General features: G+C 67.0%; 14 protein-coding genes. 4 read left to right on the forward strand and 10 right to left on the reverse strand.

All coding sequences use genetic code 11. The annotated features are described in order from the left end of the window. Window position 1: 1 nt before the first annotated feature. The 3 genes from CDA09_RS11820 to ipdC all read right to left on the reverse strand — a co-directional run bounded on the left by CDA09_RS11820 (window position 2) and on the right by ipdC (window position 3,192). Window positions 2-658: an HAD family hydrolase gene (locus tag CDA09_RS11820; RefSeq protein WP_121428840.1), complete on the reverse strand. Its 657-nt coding sequence runs from the start codon at window positions 656-658 to the stop codon at window positions 2-4. A gap of 65 nt (window positions 659-723) precedes the next feature. Continuing rightward, on the reverse strand, window positions 724-1,557 hold the full coding sequence (locus tag CDA09_RS11825) for a DUF3025 domain-containing protein (protein WP_121428842.1): 834 nt from the start codon (window positions 1,555-1,557) through the stop codon (window positions 724-726). Window positions 1,558-1,569: 12 nt separating this feature from the next. After that, the gene (gene ipdC, locus CDA09_RS11830; RefSeq protein ID WP_121428844.1) at window positions 1,570-3,192 is read right to left on the reverse strand and encodes an indolepyruvate/phenylpyruvate decarboxylase; all 1,623 of its coding nucleotides are present in this window, start codon (window positions 3,190-3,192) and stop codon (window positions 1,570-1,572) included. A gap of 118 nt (window positions 3,193-3,310) precedes the next feature. Between ipdC and CDA09_RS11835 the strand changes: the two genes are divergently transcribed. Continuing rightward, the gene (locus tag CDA09_RS11835) at window positions 3,311-3,832 is read left to right on the forward strand and encodes an Lrp/AsnC family transcriptional regulator (protein ID WP_121428845.1); all 522 of its coding nucleotides are present in this window, start codon (window positions 3,311-3,313) and stop codon (window positions 3,830-3,832) included. On the opposite strand, the gene CDA09_RS11840 is transcribed toward CDA09_RS11835, so the two are convergent. Next, a complete protein-coding gene (locus CDA09_RS11840) occupies window positions 3,829-4,389 on the reverse strand; it encodes a YcbK family protein (protein WP_121428847.1) in 561 nt (186 codons plus the stop codon). The two genes, CDA09_RS11835 and CDA09_RS11840, sit on opposite strands and share 4 nt — an antisense overlap. 79 nt (window positions 4,390-4,468) lie before the next feature. Here CDA09_RS11840 and CDA09_RS11845 point away from each other — a divergent pair, with 79 nt between their 5' ends. After that, entirely contained in the window at window positions 4,469-6,121 is a 1,653-nt protein-coding gene (locus tag CDA09_RS11845) for a L,D-transpeptidase family protein (RefSeq protein WP_286164098.1), read from the forward strand. A 46-nt stretch (window positions 6,122-6,167) separates the two neighbouring features. Here the strand turns inward: CDA09_RS11845 and CDA09_RS11850 are convergent, their stop codons facing one another. The 3 genes from CDA09_RS11850 to pdhA are packed head-to-tail and all read right to left on the reverse strand — an operon-like array spanning window position 6,168 to window position 9,332. Next, window positions 6,168-7,271, reverse strand: coding sequence for a dihydrolipoamide acetyltransferase family protein (locus CDA09_RS11850; RefSeq protein ID WP_121428851.1), 1,104 nt, complete (start codon window positions 7,269-7,271; stop codon window positions 6,168-6,170). Beyond that, window positions 7,268-8,248: an alpha-ketoacid dehydrogenase subunit beta gene (locus CDA09_RS11855; RefSeq protein ID WP_121428853.1), complete on the reverse strand. Its 981-nt coding sequence runs from the start codon at window positions 8,246-8,248 to the stop codon at window positions 7,268-7,270. The genes CDA09_RS11850 and CDA09_RS11855 overlap by 4 nt, the downstream gene beginning before the upstream one ends. Further along, the gene (gene pdhA / locus CDA09_RS11860) at window positions 8,241-9,332 is read right to left on the reverse strand and encodes a pyruvate dehydrogenase (acetyl-transferring) E1 component subunit alpha (protein WP_121428855.1); all 1,092 of its coding nucleotides are present in this window, start codon (window positions 9,330-9,332) and stop codon (window positions 8,241-8,243) included. The genes CDA09_RS11855 and pdhA overlap by 8 nt, the downstream gene beginning before the upstream one ends. Window positions 9,333-9,813: 481 nt before the next feature. Between pdhA and CDA09_RS11865 the strand changes: the two genes are divergently transcribed. After that, entirely contained in the window at window positions 9,814-11,448 is a 1,635-nt protein-coding gene (locus CDA09_RS11865; protein WP_121428857.1) for a methyl-accepting chemotaxis protein, read from the forward strand. A gap of 152 nt (window positions 11,449-11,600) precedes the next feature. After that, a complete protein-coding gene (locus CDA09_RS11870) occupies window positions 11,601-11,936 on the forward strand; it encodes a thioredoxin family protein (protein ID WP_121428859.1) in 336 nt (111 codons plus the stop codon). 30 nt (window positions 11,937-11,966) lie between these two features. Here CDA09_RS11870 and CDA09_RS11875 read toward each other — a convergent pair whose 3' ends face one another. The 3 genes from CDA09_RS11875 to CDA09_RS11885 form a co-directional block, all read right to left on the reverse strand. Then, on the reverse strand, window positions 11,967-12,848 hold the full coding sequence (locus CDA09_RS11875) for a Dyp-type peroxidase (protein WP_121428861.1): 882 nt from the start codon (window positions 12,846-12,848) through the stop codon (window positions 11,967-11,969). Window positions 12,849-13,100: 252 nt separating this feature from the next. After that, on the reverse strand, window positions 13,101-15,188 hold the full coding sequence (locus tag CDA09_RS11880) for an ATP-dependent helicase (RefSeq protein WP_121430845.1): 2,088 nt from the start codon (window positions 15,186-15,188) through the stop codon (window positions 13,101-13,103). Between the two features lie 2 nt (window positions 15,189-15,190). Beyond that, window positions 15,191-15,445 carry a hypothetical protein gene (locus tag CDA09_RS11885; protein WP_128106563.1) on the reverse strand — a complete coding sequence of 85 codons (255 nt, stop codon included), beginning with the start codon at window positions 15,443-15,445 and terminating at the stop codon, window positions 15,191-15,193. Window positions 15,446-15,682: the final 237 nt, after the last annotated feature.

Consider the following 15,682-nt stretch of genomic DNA (forward strand, 5'->3'; position numbering starts at 1 on the left):
TTCAGTCGCCCAGCAGTGCTGAAGTCAGCGCAGCGGGCGTCGGAAACGCACGCCAGTGCGCGGCCATTTCCTCTGGGACCAGGCTGCCGTACCCCCAGGTCGCGGCGAAGAAGGGCAGCTTGTTCGCATCGGCCGATTCGCCGTCCTCGCTGCGATCGCCGACATACACCGACACGTGCTCGGGGATGTCGTGATCGGCCATCAACCGGGCGATCATCGCAGCCTTGCCCGGCAGACGCGGCTCGAAGAGGTCCAGCGCATACACGGTCTTGAAGTAGCCGCTCCAGCCGAGGTGATCGAGGATCAGTCGCGTCGGGTGGAGGCGCTTGTTGGTCGCGATCGCGAGCGTACGCCCGCCCGCCGCGAGCCGCGCCAGCATGTCACCGACGCCGGCGTAGGCGGCGGTCTCGCGGTAGCCCGTTGTGTCGTAGCTCGCCTTGAAGTGGGCGGCGAGTTCGTCGATGAGCCGTGCATCTTTCGTCCCCGTGAGGATCTGCAGCGTCTCGATCAGCGGCGGGCCGACGATGGACTCGTCGATCGCCACCACCGGCGTGCGTCCGGCGACCGCGAAAGCCTGACGGTAGCTCGCGAGGATCGCCGGTGCGGAGTCGATCAGTGTGCCGTCGAGGTCGAAAAGGACGTACTGGAAGCGGGACATGGGTGGTCGAAAGCTTGCGGTCGGGCGTGCATTTTACGGCGCTTCGCGTCCCGGCGAATTACCGATCAGCCGGCGGCGACTCTCCCTGCCGGTGAACACTTCGGGCGGAACTGCCGCGTGTCGCGGTAATACATGACGGACTCGTTCTCCGACGTGACGCCCGGAATTCCGAGCAGCGGCAACGGCGCAAGATCGCGCGGCGGGCGCAGCAAGTCGGCCTCGAGGAGTTGCGCGGCGAGCCATGCGTCCATCTCGGCTTGTCGTTCGGCGGCCGGCAGGGCCAGCCATCCGGCATCGACGACGCGGTTGAGCGCCTTGCCGCACAGTCCGAAGAAGGGCTCGCGCAGCTGATCCCACGTGCCGTGACCGAACACGAGGAAGCGGGTCGTCTCGAGCAGGCGGGCGCGCCGCGCCCACAACACCTCCTCCCACTCGTGCGCAGCGAGGAGGGCGGGAATCTCGGGATCGCTCGAGACTACAACGATGCCGCATTCGTCGAACTGCGTCAGCGCGTCGCGCCGTAGTCCGCGGCCGGGCAGCCCGGCGGCGATGCGTGCTTCGCGCTCGCGCCGATGGACGATATTGCAGGCCGCCTTCGTGCGCGGCCACACGCACCACGCGAGCGCGTTGAAGAAATCGTGCCAGTCGTCGGCGCGGGTCGGGACTTCGCCGGTCGCGAAGATATGGTCCTCGTAGGCGAGGGGGCCGGTCGGAGGCAGGACGAAGCGGATCGGCTGTCCGTCCCCGCTCGCCGCGTGCGGAGCGACGTCCCGCAGCAACGCGTCGAGCTGCGCAGCGGCGGGCAGCCCGGGCGCGGTGAAGTGTGCGAGCAGCGCCGCGATCGGTTCGAAGAGCGGCCGGGCGGCGAATGCCGCGGGGGTGTCTGGTCCGGCCGTCATCGATCTCCCGTGTTATTTCGTGCTGATGCGCTTCACCCCGGCGACGAAGCGCGACAGCGTCGTCGACAGCACGCCGCGCGGGATCGTCACCTCGATCAACTGGAAGCGGCCGCGCGTCGCGATCGCCTTGTCGAGCGCGGCTTTCAGCTCCGCGCGCGTCGACACGCGCACTCCGTCCCCGCCCAGGGGCGCGGCTATCTCCGCATAGCCCCAGTTGCCGAGGTCGTTGAAGCCCGATTCCGGCTGGAAGGTGCGCAGCATCTCCCAACTCGCGTTGTTGAACAAGAGCACGATCGGGTCGAAGCCGTAGCGCTTGCAGTTGCCAAGTTCCCAGCCGGTCATCTGGAAGGCGCCGTCGCCGACGAGGATCAGCGGGCGTTGGCCGCTGGTCGCCTGCAGGCCGAGGCCCGCCGGCACGCCGAAACCCATCGTCGCGTAGTAGCCTGGAGCGATGAGCGCGGTCTGCTCGATCTCCATCGCGGTGAACAGGCAGTCGCCGATGTCGGACGCGATCGGCAGCTTGCCGTGCTCGGCGAAGAGGTCGTTCACCGCCTTCGCGATGTCCGTCGGCGCGATCGTCTCGCCGTCCGCGACGAGGCCCCGCGGGTATTGATGCGGGGCGACCGGGAAGGTCTTCTCGGCGCCGTTCTTCACCCGGGCAAGCATCTCGTCGACGAGCGCGGCGAGCGGCATGTTCGCGTAGCTGTGGTAGCCGAGTGCAACCTGGCCGTTGTGCGCCTGGATGGTCTTGCGCAGGTCGATGCGCGTCTCCGACACGGCGAAGTTCGTGTCCGAGATGATTTCGCCCAGCAGGAAGAGGCCGTCCGATCCTTCGACGAGCTGGGTGACGTCCGGCAGTCCCGCGACGCCCATGTAGGTGCCGACCAGCGGTGCGTCGCAGTCGGTGAGCAGGCCGCGGCCCATGAAGCTCGTGACGACCGGGAGGCCCAGTCGACGCGAGAGCTCCGCGACCTTTTCCTCGAGGCCGAAGCGGCGCACTTCGACGCCCGCCATCAGCACCGGACTCTTCGCGACGTCGAGCCGGGCGAGAATTTCATCCACGCACGCGCCCAACGCGTCGCGGTCGATCGCACGCGGGGCCTCGCGCGTCACCGGTGCGCACGGTTCGCGCACCATGTCGCGCGGAATCTCGATGTAGACCGGCTCGGAGTTGCGCAGGCAGCTCGCCAGCACGCGCGCGATATCGGCCGGCGCCCGCGCCGCGTCATCGAGCTTCACCTGATCGCAGGTGATCTCCTTGAAGATCTGCAGTTGCGAGTCGAGCGTCTTGGCCTGATGGTGCAGCAGCAGGCCCGAACTCGCCTCGCCCTTGCCGGGGCCACCCGAGATGACGACCACCGGCGACTTCTCCGCATAGGCGGCCGCAACGGCATTCACCATGTTGAACGCACCCGCGCCGTAGGTGACCGCCGCAACGCCCAGTCCGCCGCGGATGCGCGCAGTCGCGTCGGCGGCGAAACCCACGCCCGGCTCGTGCGAGAGCGTGTAGAGCGGCAGGATTGCCGACTCCTCAATGATGCGGAAGTAAGGCAGGGCGAAATCGCCGGGGATTCCGAAGATCTCGTGGGCGCCGTGATCCTTGAGCACGTGCAGCAGGGATTCGACCAGGTTCATGCGTTGCTCCTCCTATCGTTATGGCGAGCATTATTGCGCGCAATCCGCGCACGTTGCGTTCGTTATGTGCGCATAATGGCGCAGTTAAAGCACGAAATGCGCATAAGGATGGAGAACGATGCAACAGATCGTCGTGGACAAATTCGACCTGCAGATTCTCGATGCCTTGCAGCGCCGCGGCAACGCGACGAACAGCGCGCTCGGGGAGGAAATCCACCTCTCGCCGTCGCAGATCAGCCGGCGGATCAGCCGCATGGAGCAGGGTGGCATCATCGCATCCTACGCCGCGCTGCTCGATCCCGCGGCAGTCGGACTGGACGTCTCCGCCTTCGCGCAGGTCACGCTGGAGCGCCACGGCGAGTTGCGCAGCGACGCGTTCGAACGCGCCGTGGCGGCAGTGCCCGAAGTGATCGCGTGCTTTTCGGTGAGCGGCGACGCGGACTACGTGATGCACATCGTCGCGCCCGACCTCGTGGCGTTTTCCGAAGTCATGATGAAGCGCATCATGCGCCTGCCGGGGCTCGCGCACCTGAAGACCAACATCGCGCTGAAGACGGTGAAGCAGACGAGCGTGCTACCGCTCGACCACATCATGCACGCGCCGCAACCGCGGCGGCGGATGCAGTTCGCGTCGGTTTAGCCGATCCAGTGGCGCACGCGGCCGGTATCGAGGTGCACGAAATCCGATTCCGCGTAATAGCCCACGCCGCCCGCCTGCAGCGCGAGCGCCGCATCGCGCAGCGCGGCCGTGTCGAAGCCCGGGATGCGCACGTCGATCGCGCGGCCGTCCATGTGCAGGCTGCGCGTCGCGACGCCCTTGCCATCGGCCTTGTGCAGCATCGTGTTGGTCGCCGGGGAGCGGAAAGCCGAGATGATCTCGAAACTTTCTCCACCGCAAACCGTCCGCAATGTATGGAGAATATCCAGCAGGCGTGGATCGATGCGCGCGACGTCGCCGGTGCGGAAATCGCGCAGCAGCCAGTCGATCCGCGCCAGCGCCGACGGGATATACGAGCCGCTGCTGCGATAAACGATGCGCAGGGCCTCGTCGGTGTGCGTGTGGCGGAAGCACAGCTCGCAATCGGCTTCCTCAACGCTTGCCTGCGCCCGGCCCATGCTCAGGCCCAGGGGCAGGGCGGCGAGACCCTTGAGCAGGAGCCGACGACCGGCGGCGACGGAATGGAGATGCTTCGACATGATTTTTCGGGTGGCAGGGCGATGGCGCGCGGAAGCAATCGTAAACGCTGCGGCACGAATCGGGTGTGCGATTCGTGGGGTGTTCGTCGTGATCCTGCTTGCACTCGCCACCGTGGCCCTCGCCGCGCCGTCGACCGACGCCCCGCTACGGGACGCCCCGCTACGGGACGCCCTCCGCGAGCGCACCGAAGCGCTGCGTAACAGCCGCGACGTGCGCCCCGGGGGCGGCGTCATCGCCGCACGCAGGCTGATCCCGGAGTTCTACGAAAGCCGGGGCTTCGCACCGGTGTGGACCGACGCCGACCGCCGCCATGCGCTGCTGACGACAGTCCGCGACAGCGTGAGCCACGGGCTCGATCCCGCCGACTACCAGATCGACGTACTGGACAGGGTGGCCGATGCGGCCGGCAGGGATCCCCGAAAGATGGCGGACCGCGAACTGCTGTTCACGGAGGCGCTGATCCGGCTGGTGTATCACCTGCGATTCGGCAAGATCGACCCGCGCGAACTCTACCCGGAGTGGAATTTCTCGCGCTCCCTGGGGGCAGTGCAGCCGGTACAGGCGCTCGAGGCGCTGGTACGTGCGGACTCGCTTCACGACGCCGTCGAGCGCTACGCACCGCAACTCGAATCCTACCGCCGCCTGCGCGGCGCGCTCGCGGCCTACCGGGCAATCGAGGCGCGCGGCGGCTGGCCGGCGCTTCGTCCGGGGCCGACGCTGCGGCCCGGCGAGCGGGATGCCCGCGTCGCGGCCCTGCGTGCGCGCCTGGCGGCGAGTGCCGACTACGTGCCGTCCGGCACTCCCGAACCGGATCTGTTCGACGACGGACTGCGCACGGCAGTGATCGCCTTCCAGTCACACCATGGCCTGGAGCCTGACGGCGCGGTCGGCCGCCTCACACTCGCCGCGCTGCAAATCGACGTCGGCCGGCGCATCGAGCAGATCCGCGTGAATCTCGAACGCCTGCGCTGGGTTGCGCAGGACATCGAGGGCGACTACCTGATCGTCGACATCGCCGGGTTCAGCGCCCGGCTGTACCTCGACAACCGGCTTGCGTGGCAGTCGCGCGTGGTGGTCGGCCGTCCTTACCGCAAGACGCCCACCTTCCGGGCGGTGATGCAGTACCTCGTGCTCAATCCGAAATGGGTCGTGCCGCCGACGATCCTGCGCGAGGATGTCGTGCCCAAGGTGCTCCGCGATGCCCGCTACCTCGCCGAGAACGACATGCGTGTCGTCGATGGCTCCGGGCGGGCGATCGCACCGGCCGCCATCACCTGGGCGCGCTACCGCGACGGCGGTTTCCCGTACCAGATCATTCAGGCGCCGGGAGCGGAGAATCCGCTCGGGCGGATCAAGTTCATGCTGCCGAACGAGTACTCGGTGTATCTCCACGACACCCCGTCGAAAGCGCTGTTCGGGCGCAGCGAGCGGGCCTTCAGCTCGGGCTGCATCCGCCTCGAGCGTCCGCTGGAACTGGCCGTGCTGCTGCTCGACGACCCCGCGCAGTGGAATGCGGAGGCGCTGCAGAAGGCCATCGAGACCGGTGAAACGCGCACGGTCCCGGTCGAGCGCCGCGTGCCGGTGATGATCCTGTACCACACCGTCGAAGTCGGGGACGATGGCAAGGCAAGCTTCCGGCCCGATCTCTACGATCGCGACGCCGAGATTTCGGCGGCGCTGGCGCGCCCGTTCCGGTTCAGCCCGGTCGGGCGGGCGACGAAAGCGCGGTGAGGGGCTCGTCGCCGCGCCCCTCCTGCCGCGCGACCCGACTAAACAACTAGGTCGGGGCGCTCAGATCGGCAATCACCGCAGCAAGGAAGCGTCCCGCCTCGCCACCGGTGACCACGCGGTGATCGAACGTGAGGCTCAAGGGCAGGACGCGATGCACGGCCGGCTTGCCGTCGAAGGCGACGACCTGCTCATGCACGCGGCCTGCGCCGAGGATCGCGACCGTCGGCGGCACGACGATGGGCGCCGCGTACTTGCCCGCGATCATTCCGAAGTTGGACAGCGTGATCGTGTTGCCGCGCATCTCCTCGGCGGGAATCTTGCGCGCCGCGACGTCTGCACGCATGCGGTCGAGCCCCGCGCGCAGGTCGGCCGGGTCGCGGTTCGCGGCGTCGCGCAGCACCGGCACGAAGAGTCCGTCAACGAGGTCAACAGCGATCCCGACATCGATCTTCTTCAGGATGCGACGGCCCATCGTGTGGCTCTCGTACCAAGCGTTAAGGCCCGGTTCGGCCTTGCAGCCCGCGACCAGCGCGCGGATCAGGCGCACAGTGATGTCGGTGCCGGCCGGCCACGCATGGATGTCGGCGTCGTCGATCACCGTCGCGGCAGCGACCTCGCTCTGCGCAAGCGCCATGTTCTGCGCCATCGCGCGCCGCACGCCACGCAAGATCTCGGGCGGGCCCACTTCGGCGAGGATCTTCGCCACCCGCTGGACGTCCGCGAGCGTGATGAGTCCGTCCGGCCCCGAGGGCGTGACCATCGCCAGGTCGACGTCGAGCTGCCGCGCCTGCGCGCGCACCGCGGGAGTCGCCTTGATCGCCGCGGCCGGGCGCCCGACCGCGGCCGGCGCCTCCTGCTGCACCTGCGTGCCGACCTTCACTTCCCCGACCACCGTACCGCTGTCGGCGTCGCCCGCAGCCCCCTCGAAGCCGATCAGCGGCGCACCGACCAGCACGATCTGGCCCGCCTCGCCGAACAGCTTCTCGATGCGTCCGCCCCACGGCGCCGGGATCTCGACGATCGCCTTGGCGGTCTCGACCGACAGCAGCGGCTGGTCCGCCTGCACCTCGTCGCCCGGCTTCACATGCCACTCGACGATCTCGGCTTCCTGCAGTCCTTCGCCCAGGTCGGGCAGTTTGAAGATCTTCATGCGCCCTCCAGCGTTTTCATGACTGCCGCGACGATGCGCTCGACGCTAGGCAGGTACTGGTATTCGAGCCGCGAGAGCGGCACGACCACATCCCACGCGGTGACCCGCTGCACTGGCGCGAGCAGCGAATACAACCCGTGCTCGGCGAGGTTCGCCGCAATCTCCGCGCCGAAGCCGCCGGTACGTGTCGCCTCGTGCACGATCACGCAGCGTCCGGTGCGGGTGACTGATTCGAGGATCGTCGTCATATCCAGCGGCTTGAGCGTCGCGACGTCGATCACCTCGGCCATGATGCCTTCCTGCGCCAGCGCTTCGGCCGCGGCCTGCGTCTCATTGAGCATCGCGCCCCAGCTCACCAGCGTCACGTCGGTGCCCGAACGCAGCGTGAAGCACACGTCGAGCGGCAGCGCCTCGCCGTCGTCGGCCACTTCCTGCTTGAACAGGCGGTAGAGCCGCGTCGGTTCGAGGAAGATTACCGGGTCGGGGTCGCGGATCGCCGCGAGCAGCAGGCCGTAGGCGCGCGACGGGGAGGAGGGGATCACGACGCGCACGCCGGGCAGATGGGCGAACAGCGCCTCGGGGCTTTCCGAATGATGCTCGGGTGCATGGATGCCGGCGCCGCAGGGCGAGCGCACGACCAGCGGACACGACAGCCGCCCGCGCGTGCGGTTGCGCAGCCGCCCCGCGTGGTTCCAGATGTGATCCATCGCCGGATAGATGAAGCCGGAGAACTGGATCTCCGCAACGGGCTTCAGCCCCATCGCCGCCATGCCGATCGCCGTGCCGACGATGGCCGTCTCGGCGAGCGGCGTGTCGATCACGCGCTCGGGGCCGAAGCGCTCCTGCAGGCCGAGCGTTGCGCGGAACACGCCGCCGTTGACGCCCACGTCCTCGCCGAGCACGACCACCGACGGATCGTGCGCCATCTCCCACACCAGGGCGCGATTGATCGCTTCGACCAGATTCAGCTCAGCCATGGCTGCTTCCTCCGTCGTGGGACGCGAACCACTGCGCCGCGTCGAACTGCTCCTTCATCGCCGCCGGCAATTCGGCGTACAGGTGGTCGAACATCGCCGCCGCCGTGGGTGGCGGAATCGCGAGATAGGCGTCGACCGCGGCGGCGACCTGGTCCGCACATTCCTTCTGCAGCCGCTCCTCCTTCTCCTGGTCCCATGCGCCGATGCGCGCGAGATGGTTGCGCAGGCGGCGGATCGGCTCGTTCGCCCACTGCTGTTGCACGACGTCCGGATCACGGTAGCGCGTCGCGTCGTCGGCGGTCGTGTGGTCCCCCAGACGATAACTGATCGCTTCGATCAGTGTCGGCCCGCCGCCCGCACGTGCCTTGTCGATCGCCCGGCGCGCCGCGTCATGCACGGCGATCACGTCGTTGCCATCGACCTGCACGCCCTCGACGCCCGCGGCGATCGCCTTCTGCGCCAGCGTCGGGGTGATCGTCTGGTGTTCGCGCGGCACTGAGATCGCCCACTGATTGTTGTTGATGACGACCAGCAGCGGCGCGCGCCACACGGCGGCGAAATTCAGCGCTTCGTAGAAGTCGCCCTTCGACGTCGCACCATCCCCCAGGAAACAGGCGGCGATGCGCGCTTCCTTGCGCAGCTTGAACGCGTAGGCCGCGCCCGCCGCATGGCACACCTGGTTGCCGATCGGCACGCAACTCGGGAAGTCCTCGCGCGGCACGGCAAAATTGCTGCCGCGCTCGTCGCCGCCCCAATACAGCAGGCTTTCGGTCATCGTCACGCCGCGCACAAACTGCGCCGCGTGGTCGCGGTAGGAGGGCACTAGCACGTCCTCCTTGCGCATTGCGCTGGCGACGCCGATCCCGATCGCTTCCTGCCCGAGTGCGGACGCGAAGGTGCCGATCTTGCCCGTGCGCTGCAAAGCGATCGCCTTCGTATCGAACGCGCGCGTGAGCTGCATCGCCCGATAGAGGGGAATCAGGTTGGCGGGATCGAGGGCAAAAGCAGGCAGCTCCTGCGTCGCCTCGCCCTCCGCATTGAGAAACCGGGTGAACTCGACCTCGAACCGCGCTACGGTGGTCATGGCTTGCTCCTCGCCTCTCGCATTTTTTTGGGTCAGTTTAGCGCACACCATCGGCATTCCGCCCGTGCGTGGCACGACAAAGGAAGGACGTCACGGCGAACCGCAAATTCCCGACTCTGCCCCGCGCAGCCGCAGGCATGCACCCTGGCGAACGATCGAAAGCGCCCGTCGCTGCCATGTCGACCACGCACGTGCGGATCAGTTTCAGGACATTGTCGGTCACGCCGCACGCCATACGCATGCCTATGGCGAAAGTCAGAGGCCGTGGCCCGGTGCGCTACCGGCGTTCCAAAACAGCGAAATGGACGGGGAATATGTGGTTCTTCCGCATGAGGACCGCTTGCCGCGTGGTTAGAATGTTCGCGTGACCCAAATCGGGTTTCATGTTGCGGGGATGGGCGGGTTCGGCCGGAAGTGGGAGGCGCCGTTCCGCAGTCCGAAGAGTTTTCACACTCTCGGCGAGAGTGAAAGGTAGAAGAAGATGCTCCGATTCTCGGATATCAAGATTTGGGTGCGCCTGACGGCGTCGATCTGGACGCTGCTGATCGTCGTTTGGGCGGGAACGATATTCTGGGAAAGCCAGAATAACCGTAAGATGGCCATCGAGCAGGCCGTCGATTTCTCGCACAGCATGTACGACTCCGCGCTGGCGGGGCTGACGGCGATGATGATCACCGAGACCATGCACAAGAAACACGTGCTGCTCGACCAGATCGGCAGTCTCGCGGTGATCCGCGAATTGCGCGTGGTGCCGAGCGAGGTCGCGCGCGAGGGTGTCGAAAGCTCGAAGGATGCGGGCAAGCCGCGCAACGACCTGAAACCCAACGACATCGAAGCGCAGGTCATCCGCACCGGCAAGGAGTTCATCGACGTGCGCGAGGACGACAAGGGGCCCTACCTGCTCGCGATCCGCCCGGCCAAGAACGTCAGCAAGTATCTGGGCAAGAATTGCCTTGAATGTCATGACGCGCCGGAGAATGCGACCCTGGGCGTGATCAGCATAAAGATCTCGCTCGACAAGATGGACAAGGCCATCTCGACGCAGCGCATGCGATCGCTGGGCATCGCGCTGCTCGCCAGCCTCGTGCTGCTGGTCTTCATCTGGTGGTTCATCCGCGGCGCCGTGACCGGGCCGCTCGAACGCATGGTGGCGGGCCTGCGCGCGATCGTGTCCGGCGAGGGCGACCTGACGCGGCGGCTCGAGGTGCGCGGCAAGGACGAGATCGGTGTCGCATCGTCCGTGTTCAACGAGATGATGGCGAAGATCGGCGCGCTGGTGCGCCACGTCGGCGAGTCGGCGTCGCAGGTATCGAGCGCCGCGTCCGAGCTCGTCGTGCGGGCCGATCAGGTGGTCGGATCCTCGCAGAGCCAGAACGCCACGTCGGCCACCACGGCGCAGGCGGTCGGGCAGATGGTGGCAAGCATCGCCACCGTCGCGCGCAGCTCCGAAGACGTACGCCAGCTGTCGCGCGAGAGCCTGCGGCGCTCCGACGAGGGGAACTCCAGCCTCACGACACTGGGCGATCGTGTCGGCATGGTTGAAACCACGGTGCGCGGGATCGCCGATTCGGTCGGTGAATTCGTGTCGAGCACCACTGCGATCACGCACATCACCAGCGAGGTCAAGGAACTCGCCGAGCAGACCAACCTGCTCGCGCTCAACGCCGCCATCGAGGCAGCCCGGGCCGGCGAACAGGGCCGCGGCTTCGCGGTGGTCGCCGACGAGGTGCGCAAGCTCGCCGAGAAGTCGGCGTCGTCGGCGAACGAGATCGACGCCATCACGCACACGCTCGGCAAGCAGTCCGAACAGGTCACGCGTTCCATCGCCGATGCAATGGATCACATCGCGACGAGCCGCGAATCCATGATGACGGTAAACGGCGTGCTTGCCGCAGCCAGCGAGTCGGTCGTCGCGGTCGGTCGCGGCCTCGACAACATCGCCGCTGCGACCCAGGAGCAGGAGCGCGTGAGCGCCGACGTATTCTCGGGTATCGAGACGATCAAGCAGATGGCTCAGGGCAACAGCGAAGCTGCCGGCAAGACGGCCGCCGCGGCTCGTAACATGGGCGAACTGGCGGAAGAACTGCAGGGGGCCGTGGGGCGCTTCCACACCTGATCGCCGGCGCTTGCCCCGGGCAGACGGAGGGAAGGGCGAGTCGGGCGGCTTGCACGCGTCGCGCATGGCAGGGACCGACATTCCCTTCACCCGCGCCGCCGCGCGGCCGATAATGTCCCGCGACCCGAAAGGATAGGGAGCCAGGACTGGAAATGAATGCCGAGTATGCGACCGTCGCCCCCGACCGCAAGGAAATCGATGCGCTGAAGGGAGCGACGGTACTGGAGTTTGGCACCGGATGGTGCGGTTACTGCCGCGGCGCACAGCCGCTGATCGCGGAGGCCTTTGCCGCCCATCCGGGGATTCGCCACCTGAAGATCGAGGACGGGCCGGGGAGGCCGCTGGGGCGCTCCTTCCGGGTCAAGCTCTGGCCGACGTTAGTGTTCCTGCGCGACGGGGTGGAAGTCGCGCGCATCGTGCGTCCCGGCAGCGCCGCGGAAATCGCCGAGGCGCTGCGGCAGCTGGAAACTGGTCCGGCAGCCGCTTAGCGCCGTAACGGCGGCACGGGCGCGGCTCACTCAGCCTTTCGGCACCCGCAGGGCGATGCGGCCGTCGCTCATGGGCGGACACCAGTAGTAGCCCCCGGACGTCGGATGGCTGAAGCGGAACAACGCGTCGACGATACCGTCGTCCAATCCGGCCAGGCGACGCAGCTGCGCTTCGAACGCGTCGAAGGAGCGCCCGAAGGCGAGAAACGCGAGACCGGCCCGGGCGCCATCCGACCACGGCATGGAGCGCCGCAGCACGAAGGCTTCGGGGTCGAAGCTTTCCTGTGCCGTGCGCTTCACGTGCGCGGACTCCGGTGCATCCTCGAGCTCCTCGTTGTCGCCCTTCCTCCGGCCGATGATGTGATCCTGTTCGTTCGCAGGCAGGCGATCGAAGTGGTCGAGATCATGCTGCCAGTGCTGAACGGCGGCAAAACTGCCGCCCCGGCACTCCTTCGGACCGGTGGACGCGAAGGCCACGGCGACCGCTTCATCCCCCTCCGGATTCTCGGTGCCATCTTCGTAGCCGGTGAGATCCAGGCCCTTCCCATAGCGGAAGGCATCGGTCGCCAGCACCAGCCGCAGCGCAGGCGCCACTGCCGCTTCGATGTGCCGGCTACGGTGCAGCAATTCGCCCCGGTCCTCGCCGCGCAGCCAGCACCACAGCGCGTGTTGCGTCGAAGGAATGTCGACGGCGCTGCCACCCAGCACCGGGAAGGCACGCAGTCCATCGACGCGCCCCCCAGCCGCGCGAACGAGCGACTCGCCAAGCCCGACGACGGTCGTGTCGCCGTCCGCGAACCTTGCCAGCCGATCCAGCGCGTCGTGCAGCCCGTCGGCGGCGTCGAGAGTAAAGAACAGGTGGCGTGCCAACGGTGGCACGGCCTTCATGATGCCTGGTTGATACGGGGTCATGTCCGCTCCCGATGGAACAAGGAATTCAGGTGCCGGCTCGGCTGCCGATCAGCCGTGCGCATGCAAACTGCAAGGGTAGCGCATCCCGTTCGAGGTCTGTAGCCCGCGACCGGGAGCCCCTGCGGACGCGGCGCGGCGCCTACGTTGCCTATCAATGCAGCAGAAGGCGAATTGCCAGTCCGCAGAAGGGCTTGTGCGTGTCATCCAGCACCGGCTCACAGACTTATCCACATTCGCTGGGGAAAACTCACGCTATTTCCACATCGAACGCATCTTCTCGGCGAGGTCGAATGCGATGCGACGCGATTCCATCGTGGGGCGCGGCGCCACGGCCGGCGGCGGCCACGAGGTCTGCTCGAAACGCTCGAGGATGCGGTTGGGAATGAAGCGCGTGCGGCTTGCATACACGTGGCGGTCGCCATGGCCGGGCTGCTGCGAAACATGGAAGCGCTGCGGCACGATCAGGTCGAGCTGGTCCTTCGCGCGCGTCATCGCGACGTAAAGCAGGCGCCGCTCCTCCTCGATCTCTCCGCTGCTCCCCGTCGCAAGGTCGGAGGGCAGGCAGCCGTCGACCACATTCAGCAGCGTCACGGCGGACCATTCCAGCCCCTTCGCCGAATGGATTGTCGACAGGATGAGATAGTCCTCGTCGAGAAGGGGAATCCCCGACTCATCGCTCGTGGCGCTGGGCGGATCGAGTGTGAGTTCGGTCAGGAAGCGCTCGAGGTTCGGGTAGGTGGCGGCGATGCGCGCGAGCTGCTCGATATCGCCCGCGCGGATTGCAGCGTCGTCGTACATCCGCGGCATCTCGTCGACGTACCACTGGCACACCGGCTCGAGGTTCGCGGGCCACGTCGCCGACGCGACTGCTTCGAGCAGACCGGAGAATCGGCTCCACGCGCCCCGCACCGCTTCCGGAACGGGCTGCTCGGCCAGCAGCACGCAGCCCGCCGGCGCCGCAGCAATGTTGTCGAGGACACGGCCCGCCGTCTTGGGCCCAATCCCGGCGTGAAGCTGCAGAGCACGGAACCCGGAGACGCGGTCGCGCGGATTGATGGCCCAGCGCAGCACCGCGAGGACGTCCTTGACGTGGGCGGCCTCGAGGAATTTCAGACCGCCGAACTTCACGAAGGCGATGTTGCGGCGGGTGAGTTCCACTTCGAGGCGTGCGCTGTGATGCGATGCGCGAAAAAGTACCGCCTGCGACTTGAGGCGGATTCCCTCCTCGCGCCGGGCGAGCACCGACTCGACGATGCAGGCAGACTGGTCCGCATCGTCCTTGACCGCGACCAGGCGCGGCCTCTGTGTGCCGTCGCGCGCGCTCCACAGGTCCTTCGTGAAACGTTCGCTGGCCAGGGCGATCACGGCGTTGGCCGCACCAAGGATCGGCTGGGTGGAGCGGTAGTTGCGGTCGAGCGTAACCTGATGGGCGGGCGGATCGAAATGGCCGGGGAAGTCGAGAATGTTGCGCACCGTCGCGCCGCGGAAGGCGTAGATGGCCTGCGCGTCGTCACCGACCACCGTGACCCCACACCCGTCAGGCTTCATCGCGAGCAGGATGGCGGCCTGCAGGCGGTTGGTGTCCTGGTATTCATCGACCAGGACGTGGGAGAAACGCCCGCCGATTTCCTTGGCAAGGTCGGGGTCGGTCAGCATCTGCGCCCAGTAGAGCAGGAGATCGTCGTAATCGAGCACCTGCTGGGCCTGCTTCGCCTCGACGTAGCCGAGGAACAGCCGTTTCAGATCCGCTTCCCACTCCGAGCACCAGGGGAAGGATGTTTGCAGCACCTCGCCGAGCGGTGCCTGGGTATTGACTGCGGCCGAATAGATGGCGAGGCAGGTCCCTTTCATCGGGAAGCGCTTCGTTTTCGCGGACAGCCCGAGTTCGTGCCGCACGAGGTTCATCAGGTCACCGGAATCCTCGCGGTCGTGAATCGTGAAGCCGGGCTCAAGGCCAATGCGCCCGGAGAACTCGCGCAGCAGACGTGCACCGATGCCATGAAAGGTTCCGGACCATTCGAGCGTTGCGCCGGCAAGCCGCGGCCGGTCTTTCGACAGCCGGGAGATGATGCGCGTGACGCGGCGGCTCATCTCGTCGGCGGCGCGGCGCGAAAAGGTCAGCAGCAGGACCCGCCCGGGGTCCGCGCCGCTGGCGACGAGGTGTGCCACGCGATGGGCGAGGGTGGAGGTCTTGCCCGAACCCGCACCCGCGATTACCAGAAGCGGAAGCGCGTGATCCGCCGATCCCGGTTCCGTTCCAAACAGGACTGCCGCACGCTGTGCGTCGTTGAGGTGATCGAGGTAGGCTGCCGGCTCCTCCACGGTCGCTTCGTCGTGCATGTTCACCGGCATCCGCTCCGGACATCGGCATCGCACCTGGACCACGCGGACGCGGCGACGGGTTCCTCCACATCCGTGGTGTCCGCACCGGATCGCTGCAGCCACGGGGGAATCCGCGGGGCGTCACGCAGGGCGAAGAACACGGCCTCGTCGCAGGCCGGGCAGATGCGGTATTCGGCGAGGTCGCTGTAGGCGCGCTCCATCGCATGCGGATTCAGCGAGGCATGGCAGTGCGGGCAGATGAATCGGGCGGTCATGGCTTCGTCCTCCATACCTGTAACTATATACAGTCTTCCAGCATTTGGAAATCACATGCCGGTGCACGCTTCCTTCCTCACCAGTTTCGCGCCTTGCTCCCTCAGGGTGCGAGGGAAGCCACTTTCCTGACGACCGTCGTTGTCCCAGCCGCTAACAAATTCGGTGTACGCAAGCGGGCGATACGCAGGTAGAGTTCGCATCGTGTCTCGGCTAGAATCCAACGACGTCAGGGAGAT

Origin of the sequence: Azoarcus sp. DN11 (assembly GCF_003628555.1) — a bacterium.
Taxonomy (GTDB): domain Bacteria; phylum Pseudomonadota; class Gammaproteobacteria; order Burkholderiales; family Rhodocyclaceae; genus Aromatoleum.

Bases quoted from the DNA above. Each gene is read 5' to 3' on its own strand.
- CDA09_RS11820 (WP_121428840.1), bottom strand. From the start codon at position 658: ATGTCCCGCTTCCAGTACGTCCTTTTCGACCTCGACGGCACACTGATC.
- CDA09_RS11825 (WP_121428842.1), bottom strand. From the start codon at position 1,557: ATGACGGCCGGACCAGACACCCCCGCGGCATTCGCCGCCCGGCCGCTC.
- ipdC (WP_121428844.1), bottom strand. From the start codon at position 3,192: ATGAACCTGGTCGAATCCCTGCTGCACGTGCTCAAGGATCACGGCGCC.
- CDA09_RS11835 (WP_121428845.1), top strand. From the start codon at position 3,311: ATGCAACAGATCGTCGTGGACAAATTCGACCTGCAGATTCTCGATGCC.
- CDA09_RS11840 (WP_121428847.1), bottom strand. From the start codon at position 4,389: ATGTCGAAGCATCTCCATTCCGTCGCCGCCGGTCGTCGGCTCCTGCTC.
- CDA09_RS11850 (WP_121428851.1), bottom strand. From the start codon at position 7,271: ATGAAGATCTTCAAACTGCCCGACCTGGGCGAAGGACTGCAGGAAGCC.
- CDA09_RS11855 (WP_121428853.1), bottom strand. From the start codon at position 8,248: ATGGCTGAGCTGAATCTGGTCGAAGCGATCAATCGCGCCCTGGTGTGG.
- pdhA (WP_121428855.1), bottom strand. From the start codon at position 9,332: ATGACCACCGTAGCGCGGTTCGAGGTCGAGTTCACCCGGTTTCTCAAT.
- CDA09_RS11865 (WP_121428857.1), top strand. From the start codon at position 9,814: ATGCTCCGATTCTCGGATATCAAGATTTGGGTGCGCCTGACGGCGTCG.
- CDA09_RS11870 (WP_121428859.1), top strand. From the start codon at position 11,601: ATGAATGCCGAGTATGCGACCGTCGCCCCCGACCGCAAGGAAATCGAT.
- CDA09_RS11875 (WP_121428861.1), bottom strand. From the start codon at position 12,848: ATGACCCCGTATCAACCAGGCATCATGAAGGCCGTGCCACCGTTGGCA.
- CDA09_RS11880 (WP_121430845.1), bottom strand. From the start codon at position 15,188: ATGCACGACGAAGCGACCGTGGAGGAGCCGGCAGCCTACCTCGATCAC.
- CDA09_RS11885 (WP_128106563.1), bottom strand. From the start codon at position 15,445: ATGACCGCCCGATTCATCTGCCCGCACTGCCATGCCTCGCTGAATCCG.